The sequence below is a fragment of the Nitrospira sp. genome, from assembly GCA_029194535.1.
In the GTDB taxonomy this organism is placed as follows: domain Bacteria; phylum Nitrospirota; class Nitrospiria; order Nitrospirales; family Nitrospiraceae; genus Nitrospira_C.
In genome coordinates this window covers 185,365-209,120 of the sequence record JARFXR010000002.1, presented here as the reverse complement: position 1 = coordinate 209,120, position 23,756 = coordinate 185,365, and the positions used below count along the sequence as shown (strand labels likewise).

Below are 23,756 nucleotides of genomic sequence, written 5' to 3'. Positions count from 1 at the left end.
TTGGGGTCGAGCGGAAAACCAGAGTTTCAGATCAAGAGAGAGAGCAATGCCGACGATCAATCAACTTGTGAGAAAGGGCCGGCAGCTGGCCCATGCCAAGACTAAGAGTCCCGCGCTCAAGGCCTGTCCGCAGAAACGCGGCGTGTGTCTGCGCGTCTACACGTCGACCCCGAAGAAGCCGAACTCCGCGCTTCGGAAAGTCGCCCGCGTTCGACTGACGAACGGGATGGAAGTGACGACGTACATTCCCGGAGTCGGCCACAACCTTCAAGAGCATTCGATCGTGCTCGTGCGAGGCGGCCGCGTGAAGGATTTGCCGGGCGTGCGCTATCACATCGTGCGCGGTGCGCTCGACGCCGTCGGCGTCGCCGACCGAAAGCAAGGCCGTTCCAAGTATGGAGCCAAGCGTCCGAAGTAATTTGATCCACCGAATCTGAGCAGAGAGAACGGAACGTATGCCACGAAGCAGATTTTTGGGACAGCGAGAGCCGCTCCCGGACGTTCGATATCGCGACAAGATCGTCGGGAAATTTCTCAATATTCTGATGGAGAACGGCAAGAAGAGCACGGCGGAACGGATTTGTTACGGCGCGTTCGATGTGATCCAGGAAAAGACGGCCGGAGATCCCCTCAAGGTGTTCAAGGCGGCGATCGATAACGTGAAGCCGATCGTCGAAGTGAAGTCTCGACGGGTCGGTGGCGCCTCGTATCAGGTGCCGGTCGAAATCCGCCCTGCTCGCCGGATGTCGTTGGCGCTACGTTGGTTGTCGGAGTATGCGCGGACGCGCGGCGGCAAGAGCATGCGGGAGAAGCTCGCGGCCGAACTGCTGGACGCATCCAACAATACAGGGGCCGCGGTAAAAAAGCGGGAAGACGTGCATCGCATGGCGGAGGCCAACAAGGCCTTCGCGCACTATCGCTGGTAACGTCATTCTGTGCTGCAGTTGGGCCGTGCTGCGATCCGCAGACGCGGGGTGCCCCTGAATCGCAGCTTTCACCGGCTCAATCTGCAGCACGTGTATTTTTAGGGGTTAAACGTGGCTAGGCAAGCACCATTAGAACGCACGCGTAACATCGGGATCATGGCGCATATCGACGCGGGGAAAACCACGACCACCGAGCGGATTCTCTATTACACCGGCATGACCCACAAGATGGGTGAGGTGCATGAGGGTGCTGCGACGATGGATTGGATGGAGCAGGAGCGTGAGCGTGGGATCACGATCACCGCTGCGGCCACAACCTGTTTCTGGAAGGATCACCGCATCAATATCATCGATACACCCGGACACGTGGACTTTACGATCGAGGTCGAACGGTCCTTGCGGGTCTTGGATGGGGCGGTTGCGGTCTTCGATTCGGTGCAGGGCGTCGAGCCGCAGTCAGAAACCGTATGGCGGCAAGCCGACAAGTATCAGGTGCCGCGCATCGCATTCATGAACAAGATGGATCGGATCGGCGCCGACTTCTATTTCAGCGTGCAGACCATCATCGACCGGCTGGGCGCGAATCCCATCCCAATCCAGATTCCTATCGGGAAGGAATCGGAGTACCGCGGCTCGATCGATCTGATCACGATGAAGGCCTATGTGTATGATGATGAAACGCTGGGCGCCAAGTACAAGGTGGAAGAGATCCCTGCCGACTTGTTGGACAAGGCCAAGGAGTATCGGGAGAAGATGCTCGAAGCGGTGGCAGAGTTCGACGATCAGGTGATAGAAAAATATCTCAATGGACAGACCTTGACCGAGGAGGAGATTCGCCGTGCGGTCCGCGCCAGTGCCATTGCGATGAAGGTCACTCCGGTGCTCTGCGGGTCGGCGTTCAAGAACAAAGGGGTGCAGCAGCTGCTCGACGGCGTGGTCGATTTTCTACCCTCGCCGCTCGATATTCCGTCCGTGAAGGGCATCGATCCGAATACGAATAAGGAAGTCGAGCGCAAGGCCGCCGATTCCGAGCCGTTCGCCGCGTTGGCCTTCAAGATCATGTCCGATCCCTTCGCCGGTCAGTTGACCTACTTCCGCGTGTATTCCGGCACGCTCAAGACCGGTACGCCCGTGCTCAATGTGACCAAGGGGACAAAGGACCGCATCGGGCGTCTGCTGAAAATGCACGCGAACAAACGTGAGGAGATCGACGCCGTGTATGCGGGGGACATCGTGGCGGCGGTGGGACTCAAGGGCGCGACGACCGGCGACACCTTGGCCGACGAGAAGCAGCCGGTATTGCTGGAAGTCATGAAGTTTCCTGAACCGGTTATTGCGATGGCGATCGAGCCGAAGACGAAGCAAGACCAGGAAAAGATGGGCTTCGCGCTTCAGAAGTTGGCGCAAGAAGATCCATCGTTCCGTGTTCGTACCGACGAAGAGACGGCCCAGACCATCATCGCCGGCATGGGCGAGTTGCACCTGGAAATCATCGTCGATCGCTTGTTACGGGAGTTCAAGGTTGAAGCGAATGTCGGCAAGCCGGAAGTGGCCTTCAGGGAAACGATCAGGCGCAAGGCCGAGTCGGAATCCAAGTATATCAAGCAGACGGGCGGTCGAGGTCAGTATGGCCATGTGGTGCTCACGGTCGAGCCATCTGAACCGGGTAAAGGACTGGAGTTTGTCAACAAGATCGTCGGCGGTGCGATCCCGAAGGAATATATCCCTGCGATCGAAAAGGGCGTGAAAGAACGGATGGAGAACGGTGTGATCGCCGGCTATCCGTTGCGGGATATCAAAGTGACCGTGATCGATGGGTCGTATCACGAGGTGGATTCCAACGAAATGGCGTTCAAGATCGCCGGTTCCATGGGCTTTTCCGATGCCTGCAAGAAGGCTGATGCCGTGCTCCTTGAGCCGATCATGAAAGTGGAAGTACTTGTGCCGCAAGAGTTCATGGGCGACGTCATCGGCAACCTGAACGGCCGTCGCGGCAAGGTACAAGGGATGAAGGTTCGCGCCGGCGCCCAGGCCATCGAAGCTTCGGTGCCGCTCATGGAGATGTTCGGTTATGCCACGGATCTCCGGTCTCGCACGCAGGGAAGGGCGACGTACAGCATGGAATTCGATAGATACGATCAGGTGCCGCGGCAGATTGCGGAAGCAATCATCGCGAAATACCGAGGCGAGTAATTCGGGGGTCACAGAAGTTGTAGGGAGGGTTCGGCATGGCGAAGGCGAAATTTGAGCGGAAGAAGCCGCACGTGAACATTGGGACGATCGGGCACGTGGACCACGGGAAGACGACGTTGACGGCGGCGCTGACGAAGGTGTGCGCGGATAAGGGGATGGCGAAGTTCATCAGTTACGACGAAGTGGCGAAGGCGAGCGAGAGCCAGGGGCGGCGGGATGCGACCAAGATCATGACGATTGCGATCAGCCACGTCGAATACGAAACCGACAAGCGGCACTATGCCCACGTGGACTGCCCGGGGCACGCCGATTATGTGAAGAACATGATCACGGGGGCGGCGCAGATGGACGGGGCGATCCTGGTGGTGAGCGCCGCGGACGGCCCGATGCCGCAGACGCGGGAACATATTCTGTTGGCGCGGCAGGTGGGGGTGCCCTACATCGTGGTGTTTCTGAACAAGGCGGACAAGGTCGACGACAAGGAATTGCTGGATCTGGTGGAATTGGAAGTGCGGGAGCTGCTCTCGAAGTATGACTTTCCGGGGGACAAGACCCCCATTATACAGGGCAGTGCCTTGAAGGCGATGGAAGGGGATCAGGGGCCGCTGGGGGTGCCGGCGATTGTGAAGTTGCTCGAGTCGGTGGATACCTATATTCCGACGCCGCAGCGGCCGATCGACAAGCCGTTTTTGATGCCGATCGAGGATGTGTTCACGATCAGCGGGCGGGGCACGGTGGTGACGGGCCGGTGCGAGCGGGGGATCGTGAAGGTGGGGGATGAAATCGAGATCGTGGGGCTGCGGCCGACACAGAGCACGGTGGTGACCGGGGTGGAGATGTTCCGCAAGGTGCTGGATGAAGGGCAGGCGGGGGACAACATCGGGGTGCTCTTGCGGGGGACGAAGAAAGAAGACGTGGAGCGGGGCATGGTGTTGGCGAAGCCGAAGACCATTACGCCGCATACGAAGTTCAAGGCGGAGATTTATGTGCTGACGAAGGAAGAAGGGGGACGGCATACGCCGTTCTTCAACGGGTATCGGCCGCAGTTCTATTTCCGGACGACGGACGTGACGGGGATCGTGTCGTTGAATCCGGGCGTGGAGATGGTGATGCCGGGGGACAATGTGAGTGTGACGGCCGAGTTGATCAGTCCGATCGCGATGGACCAGGGCCTGCGCTTTGCCGTGCGTGAGGGCGGCAAGACCGTCGGCTCCGGCGTCGTCACGGAAATCCTGGCTTAACGATCGAGAAGGATAGGGGTTGGCATGGTGAAGGTCGATCAGAGAATCAGAATCAGGTTGCGCGGATTTGACTATCGCGTGCTGGATCAATCCGTGGCGGAGATCGTTGAAACCGTCCGTCGCAGCGGTGCCAAAATCGTGGGCCCGATCCCGTTGCCGACTCGGATCGAGAAGTTCACGGTGCAGCGGGCCACCCATGCGGACAAGAAGGCGCGCGAGCAATTTGAAATCCGCACGCACAAGCGTCTCATGGATATCATGGAGCCCACGCCGGAAACCATGGACTCTTTGATGAAGCTGAATTTGGCTGCCGGTGTGGACGTAGAAATCAAGTTATGAGTTCTGGATGCTCAGTGCTGAGTTTCGGATGTCGGATGTCTCAGCACTCAGGACTCACCGCTTGGGACTGGAATTGATATGACGAACGGATTGCTTGGAAAAAAACTGGGAATGACGCAGGTGTTCGATGAGAGTCAGCTGGTTCCGGTGACAGTTATTTCCGCCGGGCCTTGTCGGGTCGTGACGGTGAAAACGAAAGAGCGCGACGGATACGAGGCGGTGCAGCTGTCCTACGGTGAGGCGAAAGAGCGCGGGCTGTCTAAGGCGCAGTTGGGTCACCTCAAGAAGCATGAGGCACCCGCCAGCCGGACGCTCAAGGAATTCAAGATGACCGGCCACGTGACGGTGGGGCAGACGATCAAGGTGGATATTTTCAAGAAGGGTGACTGGGTCGACGTCATCGGCGTGTCGAAGGGGAAGGGCTTCCAGGGAGTTGTGCGGCGTCACCACTATTCCGGCGGACCTGAATCGCATGGATCCATGTTCCATCGTGCCCCTGGATCGATCGGCGCCAGTTCATTTCCTTCCCGCGTGTGGAAGGGAAAGACGTTGCCTGGACACATGGGCGCGGAGCGGGTGACCTCCCAGCGACTGAAGGTCGTCGAAGCACGGCCGGAAGAGAATCTGATCTTTGTCCGCGGGGCCGTTCCCGGCGCGGCGAACGGGTTGCTCGTGGTCAGAAAGTCAAAGAAGGGATAGGACATGCCGACGGTCGACGTCATTGATCTGAACAGGCGCAAAGTAGGCTCCGCTGAGCTTCCCGCCGAGGTGTTCGGCTGTCAGCCTCACGTAGCGCTGGTGCATGAGGCGGTCGTGATGCAGCGTGCCTGTGAGCGGCAAGGCACGGCCTCTACGCTCCGGCGCGGAGAGGTCAGCGGATCGGGCAAGAAACCGTGGAAGCAGAAGCATACGGGCAGGGCTCGCGCCGGTTCTTTACGGTCTCCAGTCTGGAGGCACGGGGGGTCAGTGTTCGGTCCCAAGCCGAGGAGTTATGCGTTCAGCATGCCGAAGAAAAAATACCGTGCGGCGCTGCAGAGTGCGCTGTCGGCGAAGGTGGTAGGCGGGCAGGTGGTGGTTCTGTCAGATCTGTCGCTGGCGCAGCCCAAGACGAAATTGCTGGCGAAAACCTTGGGTCAGTTCGGGAACGGCGTCCATATCCTCATCGTCGCAGGGGAAGGTCACACAGGGCTCGTTCAGGCGGCTAGAAACCTTCCGACCGTGGCAGTCGTGGCGCCTGATCAGTTGAACGTCTATGACGTGGTACGAGCGGAGACCATCGTCATCCCCGAACGGGAGCTGGCCCGTGTGAAGGAGGTCTGGGCATGAGATTGGATCTTCATCACGTGCTGATTCAGCCGCTCCTGACAGAAAAGGTGACGGCGATGCGCGAATCGAACAACACGGTCAGCTTCCTCGTCCATCCGGGAGCCAATCGGGTGCAAATCAAGCAAGCCGTTGAAACTCTGCTCAAGGTCAAAGTTGAACGGGTGAATGTCCTCAACGTGCAAGGCAAGCTCAAGCGCCTGGGACGGTTCTCCGGAAAGCGTTCGGACTGGAAGAAGGCTTTCGTCAAGCTGAAGCAAGGTGAAAAACTCGAGCTGTACGAGAGTGCATAGAAGAGGAAAGAGACGTCCATGGGGTTGAAAGCCTATAAACCGACAACATCAGGGCGCCGCGGGATGTCCGTGGTGACCACCGAAGAATTAGCCGGCAAGAGACCTGAAAAATCGCTGACGTCGTTTCACCACCGGAGCGGTGGGCGCAACAACGACGGGCGAACAACCGTCCGCTTTCGCGGCGCTGGACATCGGCGGCTGTATCGAAAGATCGATTTTCGCCGGGACAAAGTCGGTATCTCTGCCAAGGTTGCAGCGTTGGAGTACGATCCCAACCGGTCAGCCCGTATCGCCCTGCTCACTTATCGCGACGGGGAAAAGCGCTACATTCTCGCACCGGTCGGACTTCAAGTAGGCGATGTATTGCAATCCGGTGCAGGCGCAGAGGTGCGCACGGGGAATGCCCTTCCTTTGGCCAACATGCCGTTGGGGACGACCATCCACAACATCGAGCTCAAGCCGGGCAAGGGCGGTCAACTGATCCGCAGCGCCGGCGGATTCGCGCAGGTGATGGGCCGGGACGGCGACTACGTGCAGGTGCGGCTGAAGTCGGGCGAGATGCGCAGAATTCTTGCGTCTTGCATGGCTACCGTCGGGCAGGTGGGAAATCTGGATCACGAGAACATCAATGTGGGAAAAGCCGGGCGCTCACGCTGGATGGGACGGCGCCCGCACGTGCGCGGCGTGGTCATGAATCCAGTTGACCATCCGCACGGCGGTGGTGAAGGCAAGTCCGGCCAAGGGAATCCCCATCCAGTCTCGCCGTGGGGCCTGCCGACGAAGGGATACAAGACCCGGAACAACAAGGCGACGGACAAGTACATCATTGCCCGACGCAAGTCAGGAGTGCGCAATGCCTAGATCGGTTAGCAAGGGGCCATTTGTCGACGAGCATCTGCTCAAGAAAGTGGAGCAGATGAATCAGACCAAGGACCGGAAAATCATCAAGACGTGGTCGCGTCGCTCCACCGTCGTTCCGGACATGATCGGGCATACGTTTGCGGTGCATAACGGCAAGAAGTTCATTCCGGTCTTTGTCACTGAAAATATGGTGGGCCACAAGCTCGGTGAGTTCTCCCCCACCCGTTTCTTCAAAGGGCACGGACAGGCTAGGTCGGAAAAAGCGGTCGCCTTAAAATAGGGCATGATTAGGTAAGGATTTGATATGGCAGAAGCACGAGCGGTATTGAGATTCGTTCGCGTGGCTCCACGGAAGGCGCGTCCCGTCGTCGACATGATTCGCGGACAGCAAGTGCCCATGGCCTTGGCGATGCTCAAGCATTTACCTCGTCATGCGGCGCGTGTCATCGAGAAGGTGCTGCGATCTGCCGTCGCGAATGCCGAGCAAAAGGAGCTGGGGGACAGCGACTCCATGCGTGTCTCCAAGGCATTCGTGAATTGCGGGCCGACCTACAAACGGTTCCGTGCCCGGTCGATGGGACGGGCAAATGCCATTCAAAAGCGAACGAGTCATATCACGGTCGTCGTGGAGGCGTCGGGTCTCACGGGGAAGTAACCCGCATTGCGGCCGGTCGGCCGCGGCAGAACTGAGGAACAGATCGTATGGGTCAAAAAACGCATCCAATCGGTTACCGTCTCGGATACAACTACACGTGGAGTTCGCGGTGGTATGCCGAGAAAGACTACGCGAAACTGCTGCACCAGGACATCAAGATCCGCAGGATCGTGAAGCAGAAGCTCTTCCACGCCGGCGTGGCCAAGGTGGAGATCGAGCGGTCGGGCGATCAGACGCGGGTCATTATCCACACGGCCCGTCCCGGGATCATTATCGGTCGCAAGGGCGCCGAGGTCGATAAGTTGAAGGCTGAATTGGAGAAACAGTACGGCGGGCAAGTGTATATCACCGTCAAAGAGATCAAGAAGCCTGAGCTGGATGCGCAATTGGTCAGTGAGAACGTGGCTACGCAGTTGGAGAAACGCGTCGCGTTTCGCCGTGCGATGAAGCGAAGTGTGCAGTCGGCGTTGCGCCTCGGTGCGCAAGGAATCAAGATCATGATCGCCGGCCGCTTGGGCGGTGCCGAAATTGCGCGGACCGAGTGGTACCGCGAGGGGCGCGTGCCTCTGCATACCCTTCGGGCTGAAGTCGATTATGGATTTGCGGAAGCTCACACGACGATGGGACAGATCGGCGTGAAAACGTGGATCTACAAAGGGGAAATTCTTCCCGCGCAACCGCTCAAGCCGGAATCGGCCTTTGAGCGTCGATTGGCATGAGTTAAGAGGCGATCGTGCTGGCACCGAAAAAAGTCAAGTTCCGAAAGATGATGAAAGGCCGTATGCGAGGCAAGGCCTACCGAGGCGGCAATGTCACGTTGGGCGAGTTCGGGCTCAAGGCGCTGGAACCGGGCTGGGTGACCAGCCGGCAGATCGAAGCGGCTCGAATTGCCATCACACGGTATGTGAAGCGGGGTGGACAGGTATGGACGCGGATTTTTCCCGACAAACCCATTACGAAGAAGCCGGCTGAAACACGGATGGGCAAGGGAAAGGGCAATCCGGAATATTGGGTGGCAGTCGTCAAGCCAGGCCGGATTCTCTATGAGATGGGCGGGGTGACGTCGGAGATTGCCAACGAGGCATTTCGTCTGGCCTCGCACAAACTGCCGATCGCAACCAAGTGTGTAGCACGCGGAGAGTTTTAGCGAACGTTGAGTTCAGGAGAAGGCGGGAGCGTGATGGAGCTCAAAGAACTGAAGCAATTGACTGCACCTGAATTGTCGGAGAAAGCCAAGGAGTTGACGCAGGAGCTGTTCAACCTCCGCTTTCAGCTGGGGACTGGACGCCTGGAAAACCCGATGCAGGTCCGGAAAACAAAGCGAACGATCGCGCGGGTGAAGACCCTCTTGCGTGAAACGGAGCGAACGAGCCGAAAGGCGGGCTCGTAAAAGGGGGAATAGGTACGCACTATGGCAGAGACGGGTGTCAAGCGGCGTGAGTGGATCGGGCGGGTTGTCAGCAATAAGATGAACAAGACTGTCGTGGTGGCAGTGGAACGGTCCGTCGTCCACCCCATCTATCGAAAAGTCTTACGGCGGATCACCAAGTTGAAGGCCCACGATGAGCAGAATGCGTGCGGGGTTGGTGACCGGGTGCGGATGATCGAAACCCGACCCATCAGCAAAGAGAAGCACTGGCGAGTGGTTGAAGTCTTGGAAAAAGGGCGCGGCGAATAACTCGCTCGTCCACGACGACAAGGAACGAGTCAGACATGATTCAGAACTATACCTACATGGATGTGGCCGACAACTCAGGGGCGAAGCAGGCCATGTGCTTCCATGTTCTCGGCGGCTCGAAACGCCGATACGCCTCCCTGGGAGATATCGTTGTCGTGGCCGTCAAGGAGGCGATTCCTCAGGCGACCGTCAAGAAGGGCGATGTCAGTCGTGCGGTGATCGTGCGGACAACGAAAGAAGTTCGGCGGGAAGATGGGTCCTACATCAAGTTCGACCGGAACGCCTGTGTGTTGATCAACAAGGAAGGGGAGCCGGTTGGCACTCGTATTTTTGGACCGGTCGCCCGCGAGCTTCGGTGGAAAAAGTTCATGAAAATCATTTCTCTGGCTCCGGAAGTCCTGTAGGCCGGACGGCGATAGAGGAGTAGACGTGGAAGCGTTGCAGAAAGTTCGAATCCGCAAAGGTGATACCGTCGTGGTCATCGTCGGTCGCGACCGAGGGAAGTCAGGAAAGGTCCTGTCGGTTGACCGCACTGCCGGCCGCGTGGTGGTGGAGAAATTGAACATGATCAAGCGGCACACCAAGCCGAATCAGAAGGTGAAGCAGGGTGGTATCCTCGAGCGCGAAGCACCGCTTGCGATTTCTAACGTGATGTTTCTGTGCCCGGTCACCCAGAAGCCCACGCGACTTGGCGTACGGGTGCAGGCTGACGGCACGCGCGTCCGTTTCAGCAAGAAGTCTCAGGACGTAGTGGAATAACGGCAAAGGGAAGGCACATGGCGGACGCGAAAGACCCGAAAAAGACGAAAGGTGCGAGACCGACGGGGCGCCCATCGAAGAAGGATGGCGCAACGGCTCCTCAGGCGCTGGATGACGGGAGCGAAGAGTCGAAGTTCAGCCCGCGCCTTCGCGAGATGTATCGAGAGCAGGTCGTTCCGGTCCTCATGAAAGAGTTCGGATATAAGAACCTGATGCAGGTGCCGAAACTCGAGCGGATCGTGCTGAACGTCGGAATGAGCGAGGCCACCCAGAATGTCAAGCTGCTCGAAAGCGCAGCCACCGAACTGGGGATGATTACGGGACAGAAGCCCATCATCACTAAAGCTAAGAAGGCGATTGCCGGATTCAAGCTGCGGCAGGGGATGCCAATCGGGACCAAAGTCACTCTGCGCAACCGCCGGATGTACGAGTTTTTCGATCGACTGGTGACCTTGGCGCTGCCCCGGATCCGAGACTTTCGTGGCGTATCGCCCAAGGCGTTCGACGGGCGCGGCAACTATACGTTGGGTCTCAAAGAACAGTTGATTTTTCCGGAGATCCAGTATGACGAGGTGGCCTCGATCCACGGCATGGACATCACCATCGTGACGACGGCCCGCACCAATGACGAAGGCAAGGCCCTGCTACGGCAGTTAGGGATGCCCTTCCGGACCTAACGTGTAACGAAGGAGCCGATTGTGTCAAGATTAGCCCTGCGCAACAAGTGTGCGAAGCAGCCCAAGTTTTCCACTCGCGGGTATCATCGTTGCGGGATCTGCGGGCGGGTGCATGGATTTTTGCGCCGATTCAAGATGTGCAGAATTTGCTTCCGCTTGCTGAGCCTGAAAGGGGAAATTCCGGGAGTCAGGAAATCCAGTTGGTAAGGCGGCGGACGTGGAGTCAGGTCTGACTGGCCGTATGGTGCGAACAATCCAACGACGGGTGTGAAGGGAGTCTAAGGGAGTCTATGGTTACGGATCCGATCAGTGACTTGCTGGTGAGATTGCGAAACGGATTTCGGCGACAACATGAAGTCGTCACCATTCCGGCGTCCAAGCTGAAGCGCGAAGTGTTGCGCGTTCTACAGGCGGAAGGCTTCATCCACGACGTCGAGGCGGCTGTGGAGGAAGGCCATCCGGTTCTCAATGTTCGTCTTCGGTATGTGGGTGAGGGACAACCGATGATTACAGGGATGGAGCGTGTGAGCAAGCCGGGTCGGCGAGTCTATGTCGGGAACAAGAACATTCCACGGGTGCGCAACGGCATCGGCATGGCGATCCTGTCGACTTCAAAAGGGATCATGACCGATCAAGCGTCCCGCAAGGCGGGCCTCGGCGGTGAAGTGCTCTGTTCGATCTGGTAGCGGCCTGTTGGCTGCATCGGCAAGAAGGATGGCGTAGCGATGTCACGCATAGGAAAAAAACCGGTTCCGGTCCCGGACGGGGTCGACGTAAAAGTGGCGGGGTCGGTCGTGTCCGTGAAGGGTCCGCTGGGTAAACTGGATTGGGCGCTTGCGCCGGGTATCGGTGTCACCGTGGATAACGGCCAAGTCCTCGTCACTCGATCAAGCGATGCGCGCAACGTTCGGGCCTTACACGGTTTGGTCCGTGCGGAATTGAGTAACATGGTCCACGGCGTCACCAAGGGGTATGAGCGGAATCTGGAAATCACCGGTGTCGGTTACAAGGCCGCGGTGCAGGGGCGCACGATGAGTTTCAATGTGGGCTACATAAATCCGGTCGTGTATCCGATACCCGCCGGGATCGAGGTGAAAATCGACAAGCAGACCATGATCAACGTGAAGGGCGTTGATAAGCGGCTTGTGGGGCAAGTGGCGGCCAACCTCCGGGCCATCAAGCCGCCCGACGTCTACAAGCAGAAGGGTGTGCGGTACGTCGGTGAAGTCTTGCGTAAGAAGGAAGGCAAAACAGGGAAGTAGGATGCCATGAACAGTATGGAGAAGAGCCACCAACTCGCGCGGCGGCAGCGGCGTGTTCGCCAGCGGATTTTTGGAACCGACGAGCGACCGCGGCTCAACGTGTTTCGCAGCAGCAGCCACATTTATGCGCAGATCATCGATGATCTGAAGGGACTGACGTTGGTGTCGGCGTCGTCCCTTGATAAATCGCTGCGCACCTCGCTCAAGTCCACGAGCAGCATTGTGGCGGCCAAAGCGGTCGGGAAGCTGCTGGCGGAGCGGGCTAAAGCCGCCAAGGTTCACGCGGTCGTGTTTGATCGCGGCGGCCGTCTCTACCACGGTCGAATCAAAGCGTTGGCGGATGCCTCCCGTGAGGGAGGGTTGCAGTTCTAGGGCAGCGGCCGTCGAATCTTCACACAGGAGAGGGGGAGTAGCGCGTGCGAGTTAATCCCGATGAACTCAGTTTGAAGGACAAAGTGGTCTTCATCAACCGTGTAGCCAAAGTGGTCAAGGGCGGCAAGCGATTCAACTTTTGCGCGCTCGTGGTGGTCGGAGACGGGCAGGGTTGGGTCGGTATCGGCAAAGGGAAGGCGGCCGAAGTTCCGGTGGCCATTTCCAAGGCCGTGCAGCAGGCCAAGAAGAACTTGGTTCACGTTCCGCTCAAGTCCGGAACGATTCCGCACGAGGTCCACGGGCTCTTCGGGGGTGAGCATGTGCTCTTGAAGCCTGCCGCGGAAGGTACTGGAATCATCGCCGGAGGTGCGGTGCGGGCCGTCGTGGAGTTGGTCGGCGCCCATAACGTCATCTCCAAGACCCTCGGGAGAGGCAACCCTTTCAACACTGTGCGGGCGACGCTCGACGGCCTGACGCAGCTACGAAATCCGGAAGAAGTGATGCAATTGCGACGCGGCGTCACCGAGGTTCGTTCGGCCGGCGTGGGGGCATGATGGGAACGATGAAAACATCCACAGCGAGCGTACGCATTACCCTGAAGCGGAGCCCCATCGGAACGCCGGAGCGTCACCGGCTCGTCTTGCGTGGACTCGGACTGCGAAAAATTCGTCAGGCGGTTGTGCGTCCGGATACGCCTCAAGTCCGCGGTCTTATTCATCAGGTCGGCTATTTGCTGGAAGTGCAATCACAATGAATCTACACGAACTGGCTCCTGCGAAAGGAGCAAAGAAAAAGCGCAAGAGGATCGGTCGAGGTCCGGGGTCCGGGCATGGCAAGACCGCCACGAAAGGGCATAAAGGCTTGTTGGCCCGGTCCGGTGGCGGCAAGGGAGCTGGCTTCGAGGGTGGTCAGATGCCGCTTATTCGGCGCGTTCCCAAGTATGGATTTACTAATCCGTTCAGGAAGGAATTTGCCATCGTCAACCTCAAGAGTCTGGCCGAATTGGCCGAGCAGGGAACGATCACTCCTCAGACATTGGTCGATGCCGGACTCGTCAGGCGCGTGACGTTGCCGATCAAGATCCTTGGAAACGGGGAGATCAACAAGCCGCTGGTGGTGCAGGCGCACAAGTTCAGCAAGTCGGCCGAGGCCAAGATCCAAGCAGCAGGAGGCAAAGTCGAGGTCATTCCCGGTGTTTGAGCGGCTCCTGACGAGTTTTCAGAACATTTTCAAGATTCCCGAGCTGCGGACCAGGATCCTGTTCACGCTGGGCATGCTCGTCGTCTATCGAGTCGGTGCGCACATTCCCACACCGGGGATCAATGGGGAGGCGCTCCAAGACTTTCTGCAAAAGCAGGGCGGGGCACTGCTCGGGTTTCTGGATATTTTTTCCGGCGGTTCTCTGTCGAGGCTGACGATCTTTGCGCTCGGCATCATGCCGTACATTAGCGCATCGATTATTCTTCAGCTCCTGACGGTGGTTATTCCCCATCTTACCAAGCTGGCCAAGGAAGGGGAGCGCGGTCGGAAGAAGATTATTCAGTACACGCGATTCGGGACGATCGGCATCGCCCTGATTCAAGGGTTCGGCATCGCCGTCGGCCTGGAGCAGATGAACAGCGGAGCGTTCGTCCTGGACAAAGGTTGGGGATTCCGCCTGATGACGGTTATCACCCTCACCGCCGGCACGGCGTTTCTGATGTGGCTCGGGGAGCAGATCACTGAGCGAGGGATCGGCAACGGGATTTCGCTGATCATTTTCGCCGGCATCGTGGCGCGGCTTCCCGCGGCGGTGGCGCAGACCTTTGATCTGTACAAGGTTGGCCAGTTGAGCTTCCTGTTGTTGGCCGCGCTCGCCGTGTTGATGGTCGCGGTCGTGGCCGCCATCGTGTTTCTGGAAAGCGGCCGCCGCAAGGTGCCCGTGCAATATGCGAAGCGGGTGGTGGGTCGACGGGTCTATGGAGGGCAGAGTACGCATATTCCGCTGAAGATCAATACGGCCGGGGTGATTCCGCCCATTTTCGCCTCATCGATCATTGCGTTCCCTGCCACCATTGCCGGCTTTTTCGAGACGCCATGGGTGAAGGCCATCGGGGCGCAGCTGGCGCCGGGGTCCCTATTGTATACGCTCATGTATGTCGGTTTGATTTTGTTTTTCTGCTTTTTCTACACCGCGGTGGTGCTCAATCCGGTGGATATGGCCGACAACATGAAAAAGTACGGCGGCTTCATCCCCGGGATTCGACCGGGCCAGCGGACCTCGGATTATATCTATAAGGTTTTGACGCATATCACCTTCGCAGGGGCAATCTACCTCGCGATCGTTTGCGTGATTCCGGAGTTCCTGATCTACAAGCTGAACGTGCCCTTTTATTTCGGCGGCACGTCGTTGCTGATCGTGATCGGCGTCGGACTGGATACCGCGCAGCAAATCGAATCGCATATGCTGATGCGCAACTACGAAGGGTTCCTGGGAAAGGGCATGGGACCGCTACGCGGCCGGAGCGGCTGACCTCATGCGCGTGGTATTTCTCGGAGCGCCGGGTGTCGGCAAAGGAACTCAAGCGGATCGAGTTGCCGCAGCGTTCAAGGACGTGAAGATCTCCACCGGCGACCTGCTTCGCGAGGCGGTGAGAAATCAAACGACGCTGGGCCGCGAAGCCAAAAGCTATATGGACCAGGGCAGGCTGGTCCCCGATAGCGTCGTGATCGGGTTAGTCCGGGAAAGGCTCGTCGGTCTCAGCGAGGGGAACGGGTTCATCCTCGACGGGTTCCCGCGGACGGTGGTGCAGGCCGAGGAGTTGGATCGTGTGCTGGCGTCCGCGAACACGCCGCTGAATCGCGTCGTCAACTTTCAGGTCTCTCGAGATGATGTGGTTCGGCGCTTGAGCGGGCGGCGAAGTTGTCCCAGGTGTCAAGCGTCGTTCCATGTGGACTTGGCTCCGTCGAAAAAGGGCGCCGCCTGCGACCGATGCGGTGAACCGCTAGTACAGCGCAGCGATGACCGACCGGAAGCGATCGAGACGCGGCTCAAGGTGTATGAGGAACAAACGGCTCCGCTGATTCGATATTATCGCGATCGACAACTTCTGTCGGAACTCGACGGATCCGGCACGGTGGAGGCGGTATTTACGGCGCTATCCCGAGTGCTGGCCCCCTACAGGCCGACATGATCATTCTGAAGACGCCAGCAGAAGTTGCCCGGATGGCAAAGGCGTCGAGAGTGGTGGCGGAAGCGTTGGAGGTCCTGAAGCAAGCGGTCAAGCCCGGAGTTACGACGGACGAGCTGGACCGGCTGGCTGAATCGGAAATTCGTGCTCGAGGCGCCCAGCCGGCGTTCAAAGGGTATAGAAATTATCCCAAGACGCTGTGTGCCTCGGTCAACGAACAGGTTGTGCACGGCATTCCTTCCAAGCGCGTGCTGAAAGAGGGAGACATCATCGGCCTGGATTTGGGCGCGATCGTCGAGGGGTTCTACGGAGACTCGGCGGTCACCGTCGGTGTCGGACAGGTGGATGACAAGACGGCGAGGCTGGTTCGCGTGACGGAAGAAGCTCTCGCGCTCGGTATTGAGCAGGCGGTAGTGGGACGCCGCTTGTCTGACATCTCCCACGCGGTTCAGCGTCATGTCGAAGCTGCGGGATATTCAGTCGTTACGGAATTTGTGGGTCACGGTATCGGCCGGCAGCTGCATGAAGAACCGCAGGTTCCGAATTACGGGAGACCTGGACAGGGACCACGGTTACAACAGGGCATGGTCCTCGCCATCGAGCCCATGGTCAATATGGGAGGCGCGGCGGTCAGAGTCCTCGACGATCGGTGGACCGCGGTGACGGTGGACGGAAGTTTCTCGGCGCATTTCGAGCATACGATCGCCGTTCAGCCGGAAGGACCGGCGAGAATCCTCAGTCGATTGTGAAGAGTCGTCAGAAGAAAGGATAAGGGTTCGTGCCCAAGGAAGACATCATCGAGATTCAAGGCACCGTGGCCGAAACCCTACCGAACGCCATGTTTCGCGTGCAACTCGAGAACGGTCACAAGATCTTGGCGCATATTTCCGGAAAAATGCGCATGCACTTTATTCGGATCCTTCCCGGCGACAAGGTGACGGTTGAAATGTCTCCGTACGATTTGACGCGGGGTCGGATCACGTATCGGTTCAAGTAGGAGCATTGGAAGACACATGAAGGTGAAATCGTCCGTCAAGCCGATCTGTGCCAAATGTAAGGTCGTAAGACGCCGAGGGGTCGTGCGGATCCTGTGCGAGAATCCGCGGCATAAACAACGGCAGGGATGAAGTAACGTACTGAGCGATGAATGCTGAGCCCTGAGCTGGCAGTCGAAGCAGCACAACCTGGCACCGAAGGCATCTCAGCACCGAGAAGATAGTACTCAGCACTGGAGGAAACATGGCACGTATTGCCGGAGTGGATCTGCCCAGAGAAAAGCGGTCGGATATCGGTCTGACCTATGTGTTCGGCATCGGCCGAGCCGCTGCACGAACTATCCTCGCCAAGGCCGGAATCGACGGAGCGATCCGTGTAAAGGATCTCAGCGAAGACCAAATCGTGAAGATCCGTGAGATCATCGATCAGGGCTATCAGGTCGAGGGGGATCTCCGAAAGACCTTCTCGATGAACATCAAGCGTCTGATCGACACCGGTGCTTATCGCGGATTGCGGCATCGCAAGGGATTGCCCGTTCGCGGCCAGCGGTCGAAGACCAACGCGAGGACCCGCAAGGGGCGTCGCGCGGGAGTCGGAAGCAAGCCGAGACCGGCGGCCCGCCCGGCATCTACCACCTAACCCATTCGCGGCAAAGGGACTCTCATGAGCGTTAAAAAGGGGAAGAAGAAGGAGCGACGGATCGTCCAGAGTGGGGTCGCCCACGTGCAGGCCTCGTTCAACAACACCATTGTGACGATTACGGATATGAGCGGCAATACGATTGTCTGGGCGAGTGCCGGCAACCAAGGATTCAAGGGTTCCCGCAAGAGCACACCGTTTGCCGCACAACGGGCCGGTGAAGCTGCTGCTCGAAAAGCGATGGAAAGCGGGATGCGCCAGGTCGATGTCTATGTGAACGGCCCGGGGTCCGGCCGCGAATCGGCGATCCGTTCGCTCCAAGGAGCAGGGCTTCGGATCAATCTCATTCGGGACGTGACGCCTATCCCGCACAATGGCTGCCGGCCGCCGAAGCGTCGGCGAGTGTAACTGAGGTCACTCGACTGTGTAATAAGACTGGAACGTAAGGGCACCGACCGGTGACGGTGTCCGGTAACCGGAGGTAGAGAAGTGGCAAAGTATCGAGGTCCTGTCTGTCGGTTGTGCCGGCGTGAGGGGGAGAAGCTGTTTCTGAAGGGCTCCCGCTGCATGACGGAGAAATGTGCCATCGAGCGGCGCAGCTATCCGCCCGGCCAACATGGGCAGGGGCGCCAGCGGACGTCGGACTATAGCCTTCAGCTTCGAGAGAAGCAGAAATTACGGCGGATCTACGGATTGCAGGAATCGCAGTTCCGTGGCGTCTTTGAACGGGCTGAGCGCCAGACCGGCGTCACGGGCGAAGCGTTGTTGCGCCTGCTCGAATCGCGACTCGATAACGTGGCTTACCGACTCGGGTTCGGCGCGTCGAGGCGCGAGGCCCGCCAGCTGGTGAGTCACGGTCATGTGACGGTCAATGGCCGGAAAATGAATGTTCCCGGCGCCGTGGTACGGGCCGGAGATGTCGTGGCCGTTCGCGAGCGAAGTCGGAACTTGGTCACCATTCAAACGGCTCTGGAATCGGTCGAAGGGCGGGGTGTGCCGGAGTGGTTGGAGTTAGACAAGGCCGGATTCAAGGGTACGGTCCGCGCCCTTCCGACGAAAGACCAGATTACGCTGCCAGTCAATGAGCAGATGGTCGTCGAACTCTATTCAAGGTAACGGTGACTTCATACAGCGCCGCTCCTCTGCAGAATGCCTCGCCGAGGTTGTGCAGGTGCTGACACGATGAAGGGGGACTCATGATTAAAGCGATGAAGGATTTCCAGATCCCGCTGCGGGTCGAGGTCGATAAAGAAACCCTCTCTCCGACATTCGGGCGGTTTTCGACCGAGGCCTTTGAACGGGGATTTGGGACGACTGTGGGCAATGCGTTGCGCCGGGTGCTGCTCTCCTCGTTGACGGGTGCCGCAGTGACAACGGTGAAGATCGAAGGGGTGTTGCACGAGTTTTCGACGATTCCCGGAGTGACCGAAGATGTCACGTCGATCATCTTGAATGTGAAGGGACTTCGGTTGGCGCTTCATACCGACAAGCCCAAGACCATCCGTCTCAAGAAGAAAGGGCCCGGTGAAGCGAAAGGTTCGGATATCGTTCATGATGCCGACATGACGATTCTGACCCCAAATCTCCATATCGCCACATTGGATAAGGATGCGACGTTGGATATTGAGATGACCGTGAAACACGGCCGTGGCTATGTGCCTGCTGAGCGGAACAAGGAGGAAGGCCTGCCCATCGGAGTGATTGCGATTGATTCGATTTTTTCGCCCATCAAGCGGGTCAACTTTCAGGTTGAAAATGCCCGTGTGGGCCGCATGACCGATTATGACAAGCTCACCTTGGAGATTTGGACCGACGGAACGATCTCGCCCCGAGATGCGCTCTCGATCGCCGCAGGCATTTTGCGGGATCATGTGGATATTTTCATCAATCCAGAAGCACGAGTGGAAGGTCGTGGGGAGCTGGCCGGTGAAGACGCTCAACGCGAGATCAACAAGAACCTGTTCCGCAGCGTCAACGAACTGGAACTGTCCGTCAGGGCAGCCAACTGCCTGAAGAATGCCAACATCAAGACGATTGCCGATTTGGTGCAGAAGACTGAAGCCGAGATGCTGAAGACAAAGAATTTCGGTAAGAAGTCTCTCAATGAAATCAAAGAAATATTGACCGAAATGGGACTGGGCTTGGGGGTCAAGTTGGACGCGTTGCCCTCAAACGGCAATCCCAAGCCGATTGAATAACGAACAAGAGGGAACCGTGCGTCACAGAAAAAAAGGCAGACAACTCGGCCGACAGACCAAGCATCGCTGGGCGTTGTTCAGAAGCCTTGTGACTTCGCTGCTCGAACACGAACGGATCGAGACAACAGAAGCCAAGGCCAAGGAAATCAGAGGCTTTACTGATCGCATGATCACGCTTGGCAAGGACGGTTCATTGCCGGCCCGCCGGCGAGCGCTCAGTTTTCTTCGGAGTAAGCCGGTCGTGACTAAGCTCTTCGGTGACGTGGCGGCGCGATTCAAGGATCGGCCGGGCGGATATACCAGAATCATAAAGACCAGACGGCGAATCGGTGATGCTGCCGAATTGGTTGCGATCGAACTGGTCTCCCGCCCTGATGCGACGGCCACGAAACAGTCAACTCCACCCGGCGAAACCGCGAAATCCTAGTTCATTGATGGGCCGATGGGACTCTGGTGAGTCCTGCCGGCCCGCTCCCTTCATTCAGACACATTCCTGCCTGCGGTGTTTTCCCGAGGAATTATGGCATCCGTCAAGGTAAGAAGTTTACTTGCTCGGACGCGCATGCTACTATCGTGCCACTAGTTACTGCTGGTTTGGAGCAAGACCTATAAAGTGTGGAGAACGCTGGCACAGCGAGGCCTTCTTGGGTTGAGCGTTGTGCTGGCCGGTTATCTTGTGTACCTGCTCATGACGAATTCGACGTCCGCACCCCCTCCCACGAGACAGACCAGTGCGATGGATCAGGCGGACGCCACCATTTCCCGCTTCACCTTTACCCAAACCAAAGGGGACAGGGTGCAGTGGCAGGTCGACGCCAAGCAAGCCAGACTATTTGAACAGAAAAAACAGGCCCACCTCGATACGGTCGCCGTCACACTTTTCGGGCAGGCGGGCAAGGAGCTGACTGTGGAAGGAGATGAAGGCACGCTCAATACGGACACGAAGAACTTTGCTCTGGCGAACCGGATTGACCCGCTCGTCATCCGGACACAGAGCGGCTATACCATCTACACGAATCACTTGACCTGGACCGATGAAACTAGAGAAATTCGAACAAGCGACCCTGTCCGTATCGTTGGACACGGATTGGAAGTGACTGGCGTCGGGCTGTTGGGTCATATGGACCGTGAAGAATTCGAAGTGCTCGAGGACGTGCATGTTGAAGTGTCTCCTGTCTCTTAGCGTGGTGCTCGCTGGCGTGTCTCTCACCGCCCATCCGTCGCTGGCTGCCCCGGTGACTGCCGGTGCCGATCAGTCCGTCAGTACGACCATCACCTCAAGGAAGATGACGGTGAAGAATCATGACAGCCAGGCGATTTTCGAGGGTGCGGTCGTACTGACGCGCGGCACCTTGGTGGTCTATTCGGATCGGATGATCGTCTCGTTCGGCTCGGCGCAATCCAACGGAGTCGAAGATAGAAAGGCGCAGGATACGGTGCAGCGAAAGGGGCCGGATACCGTCTCGAACCGGGCGGTGAACAAAATCGAAGCGATCGGTCGGGTGAAAATCGAGCGCGACAGCGGAAACGCAACGTGCGAAAAGGCGGTGTATTACCGAGAGGAAGATAAGATCGTCCTGACCGGATCGCCTGTGGCCTGGGAGAAGGGGACCAGAGTGAGCGGCAGACAAATTACCATGTTTCTGGCGGAGGATCGAAGTGTCGTTGAGGGGGGATCTCACGTGCGAATCGAGTCGGAGGGAGGAGCCAAGTGACCGAAGTGGCGCAAGCCTCTGCAATACCCTCCACCCCTGCCGCGTCCGGACCCGGGAAAACCGCTCTTCGGGCGACGGGATTGGTCAAGAGCTTTCGTTCACGGAAAGTCGTCAAGGGTGTGTCTGTGGAAGTGCATGCCGGAGAAGTCGTCGGTTTGCTCGGGCCGAACGGGGCGGGAAAGACGACGATTTTCGACATGATGGTCGGTCTCACCCAGCCCGACGAAGGTACGATCACACTGGACGGCCAGCCGTTGACGACGTTGCCCATGTATAAACGCGCACGCAAAGGGATCGGATATCTTCCTCAGGAGTCGTCGATTTTTCGGCGCCTGTCCGTCGAGGACAATATTGTGGCAATCCTCGAAATGCTGGATTACTCTCGATCAGAGCGAGCTGAGCGCGCGGAGTTCTTGCTAAAAGAGCTGGATCTCGGACATATTCGGACAAGCATGGCGTACGCGTTGTCCGGCGGCGAACGTCGAAGACTGGAGATCACCAGGGCATTGGCGACCAATCCATCGTTCATGTTGTTGGACGAGCCGTTTGCCGGGATCGATCCCATTGCCGTGGCGGACATTCAGCAGATCATCACCCGACTAAAGGAAAAAGGTATCGGGATTCTTATCACCGATCACAACGTTCAAGAGACGCTTTCCATTACGGATCGTGCCTACATCATCAACGAAGGTTTGATTCTGGAGGCGGGTTCGCCCGAGGCCATCGTGAAAAGCGAAACGGCTCGAGCTGTCTATCTCGGCGATCGATTCAGGTTATGAGGAACGAATACGGTGTCGATGAAACTACGACTTGACCTGAAGCTCAGCCAAAAGCTCATCATGACGCCGCAATTGCAGCAGGCAATCAAGCTGCTGCAATTGTCACGACTGGAGCTGCAACAGAGTCTCGCTCAGCATTTGATGGACAATCCGCTGCTGGACGAGTTGCCGGCTGAGGCCGAGGAGAGTGAAGGAAGCTCTGCCGATGAGCAGGTAGAGGACTCCCCCGCCACATCGAGCAGCTCCGACACGACCGAGTCCGAGGAAGCGACCCCCGAAGAGCGTGACACGCCTGATGAGGTGTCCGCGGCAGGCTGGGAGGAATACTTCCAGACAGACCGGAGGACGGGAAGCGGTGAGCGGCAGTCCTCATCGTCCGATGACTTTCCTTCCTCTGAACAAAATATGCGGAAGGCAACCTCCCTGGAGGATCATCTGCTTTGGCAGTTGTCCTTGTCCGGGTTGTCCGAACGACAGAAGGAGATGGGCCGATTGCTCATCGGCAATCTGGACGATGACGGCTATCTGCGCATGCCGCTGTCGGAAGTTGCCAGCGGGACTGAGTTTACCGAGGCAGAGGTTGAGTCGGTTCTGAAGGACATACAGACGTTTGATCCGACAGGGGTGGGAGCTCGTGACCTTTCCGAATGTCTTCTCCTACAATTGGGGCACCTTGGGCGGGGTCCCATTGGATCGTTGGGAGCTCGTCCCGGGGCACTGAAGGGGTCGATCGTCGAGGCGATCATACTCCACCATCTCAAGGATCTCGAGAAGAAACAGTATGCGCGGGTGGCCAAGGCTCTGGAGGTGACGGTGGAAGAGGTCTTGCAGGCCACCAAAGTGATTGAAGCGCTTGAACCGAAGCCAGGCCGTCCCTTCGACAACACCCAGAATTATGTCATCGTTCCGGATGTGTTTGTGGTGAAGAACGAAGGGGAATGGGTCGTGTTGCTGAACGACGACGGACTGCCGCGAATGCGGATTAGCCCCTATTACAAGCAACTCATGAGTTCGGGACAGAGCGGATCGTCGGAAACCAAAGCTTACCTGGACGAACGCCTCCGTGCCGCACAATGGGTGATTCGCAGTATCGAGCAGCGCAACAAGACCATCGTGAAAGTGGTCTCCAGCATCGTCAAGTTTCAGGAGCAGTTCTTTGAGCATGGAGTGCAGTATCTAAAGCCGCTGGTGCTCAAGCAGGTTGCCGAGGACATCGGGATGCACGAATCGACCATCAGTAGGGTGACGGCGAATAAGTACATGTATTGTCCGCAAGGCATGCTGGAGCTTAAGTTTTTCTTCAACGCAGGGCTGCAGCGTGCGGATCAACCAAGCGACATGTTGTCGTCTGTGACCGTGCGGGAAATGATCCGCAAGATGGTCGCAGCCGAGGATGCTCGTCATCCGTTGAAAGATGAGGAAATCGCCGCGCGTCTCCGCGAACAACAGGTGCTGATCGCGCGACGAACGGTTGCGAAGTACCGGGCTGAGGAGAACATTCCTCCCGCAACACAACGCAAGCAATTTTTCTAGGCGTCGGGAGATAGGTTGCAAGGTCATCCTGTTCGGATGTCGGATATCCCAATTCCGGCAGGCCGACGAACATCATGCTGCTTTTGTTAGGTGGCGCCTCGTGACCACCCACCCGGCACTTACCATAATCGATTAAGATGAATCACT

General features: G+C 57.9%; 39 protein-coding genes. All 39 read left to right on the top strand.

The window, feature by feature from the left end; all coding sequences use genetic code 11:
• Nucleotides 1–46: 46 nt before the first annotated feature.
• The gene (gene rpsL, locus P0111_12450) at nucleotides 47–418 is read left to right on the top strand and encodes a 30S ribosomal protein S12 (protein MDF0644838.1); all 372 of its coding nucleotides are present in this window, start codon (nucleotides 47–49) and stop codon (nucleotides 416–418) included.
• Nucleotides 419–455: 37 nt separating this feature from the next.
• A complete protein-coding gene (rpsG, locus tag P0111_12445; GenBank protein ID MDF0644837.1) occupies nucleotides 456–926 on the top strand; it encodes a 30S ribosomal protein S7 in 471 nt (156 codons plus the stop codon).
• A 111-nt stretch (nucleotides 927–1,037) separates the two neighbouring features.
• Nucleotides 1,038–3,119, top strand: a complete 2,082-nt coding sequence (gene fusA / locus P0111_12440) for an elongation factor G (GenBank protein ID MDF0644836.1) — start codon at nucleotides 1,038–1,040, stop codon at nucleotides 3,117–3,119.
• A gap of 35 nt (nucleotides 3,120–3,154) precedes the next feature.
• On the top strand, nucleotides 3,155–4,360 hold the full coding sequence (gene tuf, locus P0111_12435) for an elongation factor Tu (GenBank protein MDF0644835.1): 1,206 nt from the start codon (nucleotides 3,155–3,157) through the stop codon (nucleotides 4,358–4,360).
• Nucleotides 4,361–4,384: 24 nt separating this feature from the next.
• Nucleotides 4,385–4,699 carry a 30S ribosomal protein S10 gene (gene rpsJ, locus P0111_12430; protein ID MDF0644834.1) on the top strand — a complete coding sequence of 105 codons (315 nt, stop codon included), beginning with the start codon at nucleotides 4,385–4,387 and terminating at the stop codon, nucleotides 4,697–4,699.
• A gap of 78 nt (nucleotides 4,700–4,777) precedes the next feature.
• Nucleotides 4,778–5,398: a 50S ribosomal protein L3 gene (gene rplC, locus P0111_12425; GenBank protein ID MDF0644833.1), complete on the top strand. Its 621-nt coding sequence runs from the start codon at nucleotides 4,778–4,780 to the stop codon at nucleotides 5,396–5,398.
• A gap of 3 nt (nucleotides 5,399–5,401) precedes the next feature.
• The gene (gene rplD / locus P0111_12420; GenBank protein MDF0644832.1) at nucleotides 5,402–6,025 is read left to right on the top strand and encodes a 50S ribosomal protein L4; all 624 of its coding nucleotides are present in this window, start codon (nucleotides 5,402–5,404) and stop codon (nucleotides 6,023–6,025) included.
• On the top strand, nucleotides 6,022–6,315 hold the full coding sequence (locus P0111_12415) for a 50S ribosomal protein L23 (GenBank protein ID MDF0644831.1): 294 nt from the start codon (nucleotides 6,022–6,024) through the stop codon (nucleotides 6,313–6,315). Before rplD ends, P0111_12415 begins: the two co-directional genes overlap by 4 nt.
• An 18-nt stretch (nucleotides 6,316–6,333) precedes the next feature.
• On the top strand, nucleotides 6,334–7,176 hold the full coding sequence (gene rplB, locus P0111_12410) for a 50S ribosomal protein L2 (protein MDF0644830.1): 843 nt from the start codon (nucleotides 6,334–6,336) through the stop codon (nucleotides 7,174–7,176).
• Nucleotides 7,169–7,456: a 30S ribosomal protein S19 gene (rpsS, locus tag P0111_12405; protein ID MDF0644829.1), complete on the top strand. Its 288-nt coding sequence runs from the start codon at nucleotides 7,169–7,171 to the stop codon at nucleotides 7,454–7,456. The genes rplB and rpsS overlap by 8 nt, the downstream gene beginning before the upstream one ends.
• A 24-nt stretch (nucleotides 7,457–7,480) precedes the next feature.
• Nucleotides 7,481–7,831: a 50S ribosomal protein L22 gene (gene rplV, locus P0111_12400; GenBank protein MDF0644828.1), complete on the top strand. Its 351-nt coding sequence runs from the start codon at nucleotides 7,481–7,483 to the stop codon at nucleotides 7,829–7,831.
• Nucleotides 7,832–7,878: 47 nt separating this feature from the next.
• Complete coding sequence (gene rpsC / locus P0111_12395; GenBank protein ID MDF0644827.1) at nucleotides 7,879–8,550, top strand: 30S ribosomal protein S3; 672 nt, start codon at nucleotides 7,879–7,881, stop codon at nucleotides 8,548–8,550.
• 14 nt (nucleotides 8,551–8,564) lie between these two features.
• Complete coding sequence (gene rplP / locus P0111_12390; GenBank protein ID MDF0644826.1) at nucleotides 8,565–8,978, top strand: 50S ribosomal protein L16; 414 nt, start codon at nucleotides 8,565–8,567, stop codon at nucleotides 8,976–8,978.
• A 33-nt stretch (nucleotides 8,979–9,011) separates the two neighbouring features.
• Complete coding sequence (gene rpmC, locus P0111_12385; GenBank protein ID MDF0644825.1) at nucleotides 9,012–9,221, top strand: 50S ribosomal protein L29; 210 nt, start codon at nucleotides 9,012–9,014, stop codon at nucleotides 9,219–9,221.
• Nucleotides 9,222–9,242: 21 nt separating this feature from the next.
• The gene (rpsQ, locus tag P0111_12380; protein ID MDF0644824.1) at nucleotides 9,243–9,509 is read left to right on the top strand and encodes a 30S ribosomal protein S17; all 267 of its coding nucleotides are present in this window, start codon (nucleotides 9,243–9,245) and stop codon (nucleotides 9,507–9,509) included.
• A 35-nt stretch (nucleotides 9,510–9,544) separates the two neighbouring features.
• Complete coding sequence (gene rplN / locus P0111_12375; protein ID MDF0644823.1) at nucleotides 9,545–9,913, top strand: 50S ribosomal protein L14; 369 nt, start codon at nucleotides 9,545–9,547, stop codon at nucleotides 9,911–9,913.
• Nucleotides 9,914–9,938: 25 nt separating this feature from the next.
• The gene (gene rplX / locus P0111_12370; GenBank protein MDF0644822.1) at nucleotides 9,939–10,268 is read left to right on the top strand and encodes a 50S ribosomal protein L24; all 330 of its coding nucleotides are present in this window, start codon (nucleotides 9,939–9,941) and stop codon (nucleotides 10,266–10,268) included.
• A 17-nt stretch (nucleotides 10,269–10,285) separates the two neighbouring features.
• Complete coding sequence (gene rplE, locus P0111_12365; GenBank protein ID MDF0644821.1) at nucleotides 10,286–10,945, top strand: 50S ribosomal protein L5; 660 nt, start codon at nucleotides 10,286–10,288, stop codon at nucleotides 10,943–10,945.
• 21 nt (nucleotides 10,946–10,966) lie between these two features.
• Nucleotides 10,967–11,152, top strand: a complete 186-nt coding sequence (locus P0111_12360) for a type Z 30S ribosomal protein S14 (protein ID MDF0644820.1) — start codon at nucleotides 10,967–10,969, stop codon at nucleotides 11,150–11,152.
• 83 nt (nucleotides 11,153–11,235) lie between these two features.
• A complete protein-coding gene (rpsH, locus tag P0111_12355) occupies nucleotides 11,236–11,631 on the top strand; it encodes a 30S ribosomal protein S8 (GenBank protein ID MDF0644819.1) in 396 nt (131 codons plus the stop codon).
• Between the two features lie 39 nt (nucleotides 11,632–11,670).
• Nucleotides 11,671–12,207 carry a 50S ribosomal protein L6 gene (gene rplF, locus P0111_12350; GenBank protein ID MDF0644818.1) on the top strand — a complete coding sequence of 179 codons (537 nt, stop codon included), beginning with the start codon at nucleotides 11,671–11,673 and terminating at the stop codon, nucleotides 12,205–12,207.
• Between the two features lie 6 nt (nucleotides 12,208–12,213).
• Entirely contained in the window at nucleotides 12,214–12,579 is a 366-nt protein-coding gene (rplR, locus tag P0111_12345; protein ID MDF0644817.1) for a 50S ribosomal protein L18, read from the top strand.
• Between the two features lie 44 nt (nucleotides 12,580–12,623).
• Nucleotides 12,624–13,133 (top strand): 30S ribosomal protein S5, encoded by a 510-nt coding sequence (gene rpsE / locus P0111_12340; protein ID MDF0644816.1) that lies wholly within the window; start codon nucleotides 12,624–12,626, stop codon nucleotides 13,131–13,133.
• 8 nt (nucleotides 13,134–13,141) lie between these two features.
• Nucleotides 13,142–13,333 (top strand): 50S ribosomal protein L30, encoded by a 192-nt coding sequence (rpmD, locus tag P0111_12335; GenBank protein ID MDF0644815.1) that lies wholly within the window; start codon nucleotides 13,142–13,144, stop codon nucleotides 13,331–13,333.
• On the top strand, nucleotides 13,330–13,779 hold the full coding sequence (gene rplO, locus P0111_12330) for a 50S ribosomal protein L15 (GenBank protein ID MDF0644814.1): 450 nt from the start codon (nucleotides 13,330–13,332) through the stop codon (nucleotides 13,777–13,779). Before rpmD ends, rplO begins: the two co-directional genes overlap by 4 nt.
• Nucleotides 13,772–15,091, top strand: a complete 1,320-nt coding sequence (gene secY / locus P0111_12325; GenBank protein ID MDF0644813.1) for a preprotein translocase subunit SecY — start codon at nucleotides 13,772–13,774, stop codon at nucleotides 15,089–15,091. The genes rplO and secY overlap by 8 nt, the downstream gene beginning before the upstream one ends.
• A 4-nt stretch (nucleotides 15,092–15,095) precedes the next feature.
• Complete coding sequence (locus P0111_12320; protein ID MDF0644812.1) at nucleotides 15,096–15,752, top strand: adenylate kinase; 657 nt, start codon at nucleotides 15,096–15,098, stop codon at nucleotides 15,750–15,752.
• Nucleotides 15,749–16,498: a type I methionyl aminopeptidase gene (map, locus tag P0111_12315; GenBank protein MDF0644811.1), complete on the top strand. Its 750-nt coding sequence runs from the start codon at nucleotides 15,749–15,751 to the stop codon at nucleotides 16,496–16,498. Before P0111_12320 ends, map begins: the two co-directional genes overlap by 4 nt.
• Before the next feature lie 29 nt (nucleotides 16,499–16,527).
• The gene (infA, locus tag P0111_12310; GenBank protein ID MDF0644810.1) at nucleotides 16,528–16,746 is read left to right on the top strand and encodes a translation initiation factor IF-1; all 219 of its coding nucleotides are present in this window, start codon (nucleotides 16,528–16,530) and stop codon (nucleotides 16,744–16,746) included.
• A 16-nt stretch (nucleotides 16,747–16,762) separates the two neighbouring features.
• Nucleotides 16,763–16,876, top strand: coding sequence for a 50S ribosomal protein L36 (gene rpmJ, locus P0111_12305; protein ID MDF0644809.1), 114 nt, complete (start codon nucleotides 16,763–16,765; stop codon nucleotides 16,874–16,876).
• 112 nt (nucleotides 16,877–16,988) lie between these two features.
• Complete coding sequence (rpsM, locus tag P0111_12300; protein ID MDF0644808.1) at nucleotides 16,989–17,384, top strand: 30S ribosomal protein S13; 396 nt, start codon at nucleotides 16,989–16,991, stop codon at nucleotides 17,382–17,384.
• A gap of 24 nt (nucleotides 17,385–17,408) precedes the next feature.
• On the top strand, nucleotides 17,409–17,792 hold the full coding sequence (gene rpsK / locus P0111_12295) for a 30S ribosomal protein S11 (protein MDF0644807.1): 384 nt from the start codon (nucleotides 17,409–17,411) through the stop codon (nucleotides 17,790–17,792).
• Nucleotides 17,793–17,873: 81 nt separating this feature from the next.
• Nucleotides 17,874–18,500, top strand: coding sequence for a 30S ribosomal protein S4 (gene rpsD / locus P0111_12290; GenBank protein ID MDF0644806.1), 627 nt, complete (start codon nucleotides 17,874–17,876; stop codon nucleotides 18,498–18,500).
• A gap of 92 nt (nucleotides 18,501–18,592) precedes the next feature.
• Nucleotides 18,593–19,582: a DNA-directed RNA polymerase subunit alpha gene (locus P0111_12285; GenBank protein ID MDF0644805.1), complete on the top strand. Its 990-nt coding sequence runs from the start codon at nucleotides 18,593–18,595 to the stop codon at nucleotides 19,580–19,582.
• Between the two features lie 16 nt (nucleotides 19,583–19,598).
• Entirely contained in the window at nucleotides 19,599–20,009 is a 411-nt protein-coding gene (gene rplQ, locus P0111_12280; protein MDF0644804.1) for a 50S ribosomal protein L17, read from the top strand.
• 231 nt (nucleotides 20,010–20,240) lie between these two features.
• Nucleotides 20,241–20,765, top strand: coding sequence for an LPS export ABC transporter periplasmic protein LptC (gene lptC / locus P0111_12275; GenBank protein MDF0644803.1), 525 nt, complete (start codon nucleotides 20,241–20,243; stop codon nucleotides 20,763–20,765).
• Nucleotides 20,740–21,297 (top strand): LptA/OstA family protein, encoded by a 558-nt coding sequence (locus P0111_12270; protein ID MDF0644802.1) that lies wholly within the window; start codon nucleotides 20,740–20,742, stop codon nucleotides 21,295–21,297. The genes lptC and P0111_12270 overlap by 26 nt, the downstream gene beginning before the upstream one ends.
• Before the next feature lie 23 nt (nucleotides 21,298–21,320).
• Nucleotides 21,321–22,076 carry an LPS export ABC transporter ATP-binding protein gene (gene lptB, locus P0111_12265; GenBank protein ID MDF0644801.1) on the top strand — a complete coding sequence of 252 codons (756 nt, stop codon included), beginning with the start codon at nucleotides 21,321–21,323 and terminating at the stop codon, nucleotides 22,074–22,076.
• An 18-nt stretch (nucleotides 22,077–22,094) separates the two neighbouring features.
• Nucleotides 22,095–23,609, top strand: a complete 1,515-nt coding sequence (gene rpoN, locus P0111_12260; GenBank protein ID MDF0644800.1) for an RNA polymerase factor sigma-54 — start codon at nucleotides 22,095–22,097, stop codon at nucleotides 23,607–23,609.
• The last annotated feature ends 147 nt before the right edge of the window (nucleotides 23,610–23,756 follow it).

Excerpts from the sequence above, each read along its gene's own strand:
- rpsL (MDF0644838.1), top strand. The coding sequence starts at position 47 with ATGCCGACGATCAATCAACTTGTGAGAAAGGGCCGGCAGCTGGCCCAT.
- rpsG (MDF0644837.1), top strand. The coding sequence starts at position 456 with ATGCCACGAAGCAGATTTTTGGGACAGCGAGAGCCGCTCCCGGACGTT.
- tuf (MDF0644835.1), top strand. The coding sequence starts at position 3,155 with ATGGCGAAGGCGAAATTTGAGCGGAAGAAGCCGCACGTGAACATTGGG.
- rpsJ (MDF0644834.1), top strand. The coding sequence starts at position 4,385 with ATGGTGAAGGTCGATCAGAGAATCAGAATCAGGTTGCGCGGATTTGAC.
- rplC (MDF0644833.1), top strand. The coding sequence starts at position 4,778 with ATGACGAACGGATTGCTTGGAAAAAAACTGGGAATGACGCAGGTGTTC.
- rplD (MDF0644832.1), top strand. The coding sequence starts at position 5,402 with ATGCCGACGGTCGACGTCATTGATCTGAACAGGCGCAAAGTAGGCTCC.
- P0111_12415 (MDF0644831.1), top strand. The coding sequence starts at position 6,022 with ATGAGATTGGATCTTCATCACGTGCTGATTCAGCCGCTCCTGACAGAA.
- rplB (MDF0644830.1), top strand. The coding sequence starts at position 6,334 with ATGGGGTTGAAAGCCTATAAACCGACAACATCAGGGCGCCGCGGGATG.
- rpsS (MDF0644829.1), top strand. The coding sequence starts at position 7,169 with ATGCCTAGATCGGTTAGCAAGGGGCCATTTGTCGACGAGCATCTGCTC.
- rplV (MDF0644828.1), top strand. The coding sequence starts at position 7,481 with ATGGCAGAAGCACGAGCGGTATTGAGATTCGTTCGCGTGGCTCCACGG.
- rpsC (MDF0644827.1), top strand. The coding sequence starts at position 7,879 with ATGGGTCAAAAAACGCATCCAATCGGTTACCGTCTCGGATACAACTAC.
- rpmC (MDF0644825.1), top strand. The coding sequence starts at position 9,012 with ATGGAGCTCAAAGAACTGAAGCAATTGACTGCACCTGAATTGTCGGAG.
- rpsQ (MDF0644824.1), top strand. The coding sequence starts at position 9,243 with ATGGCAGAGACGGGTGTCAAGCGGCGTGAGTGGATCGGGCGGGTTGTC.
- rplN (MDF0644823.1), top strand. The coding sequence starts at position 9,545 with ATGATTCAGAACTATACCTACATGGATGTGGCCGACAACTCAGGGGCG.
- rplE (MDF0644821.1), top strand. The coding sequence starts at position 10,286 with ATGGCGGACGCGAAAGACCCGAAAAAGACGAAAGGTGCGAGACCGACG.
- rpsH (MDF0644819.1), top strand. The coding sequence starts at position 11,236 with ATGGTTACGGATCCGATCAGTGACTTGCTGGTGAGATTGCGAAACGGA.
- rplF (MDF0644818.1), top strand. The coding sequence starts at position 11,671 with ATGTCACGCATAGGAAAAAAACCGGTTCCGGTCCCGGACGGGGTCGAC.
- rplR (MDF0644817.1), top strand. The coding sequence starts at position 12,214 with ATGAACAGTATGGAGAAGAGCCACCAACTCGCGCGGCGGCAGCGGCGT.
- rpmD (MDF0644815.1), top strand. The coding sequence starts at position 13,142 with ATGAAAACATCCACAGCGAGCGTACGCATTACCCTGAAGCGGAGCCCC.
- rplO (MDF0644814.1), top strand. The coding sequence starts at position 13,330 with ATGAATCTACACGAACTGGCTCCTGCGAAAGGAGCAAAGAAAAAGCGC.
- P0111_12320 (MDF0644812.1), top strand. The coding sequence starts at position 15,096 with ATGCGCGTGGTATTTCTCGGAGCGCCGGGTGTCGGCAAAGGAACTCAA.
- map (MDF0644811.1), top strand. The coding sequence starts at position 15,749 with ATGATCATTCTGAAGACGCCAGCAGAAGTTGCCCGGATGGCAAAGGCG.
- rpmJ (MDF0644809.1), top strand. The coding sequence starts at position 16,763 with ATGAAGGTGAAATCGTCCGTCAAGCCGATCTGTGCCAAATGTAAGGTC.
- rpsM (MDF0644808.1), top strand. The coding sequence starts at position 16,989 with ATGGCACGTATTGCCGGAGTGGATCTGCCCAGAGAAAAGCGGTCGGAT.
- rpsK (MDF0644807.1), top strand. The coding sequence starts at position 17,409 with ATGAGCGTTAAAAAGGGGAAGAAGAAGGAGCGACGGATCGTCCAGAGT.
- P0111_12285 (MDF0644805.1), top strand. The coding sequence starts at position 18,593 with ATGAAGGATTTCCAGATCCCGCTGCGGGTCGAGGTCGATAAAGAAACC.
- P0111_12270 (MDF0644802.1), top strand. The coding sequence starts at position 20,740 with ATGTTGAAGTGTCTCCTGTCTCTTAGCGTGGTGCTCGCTGGCGTGTCT.
- rpoN (MDF0644800.1), top strand. The coding sequence starts at position 22,095 with ATGAAACTACGACTTGACCTGAAGCTCAGCCAAAAGCTCATCATGACG.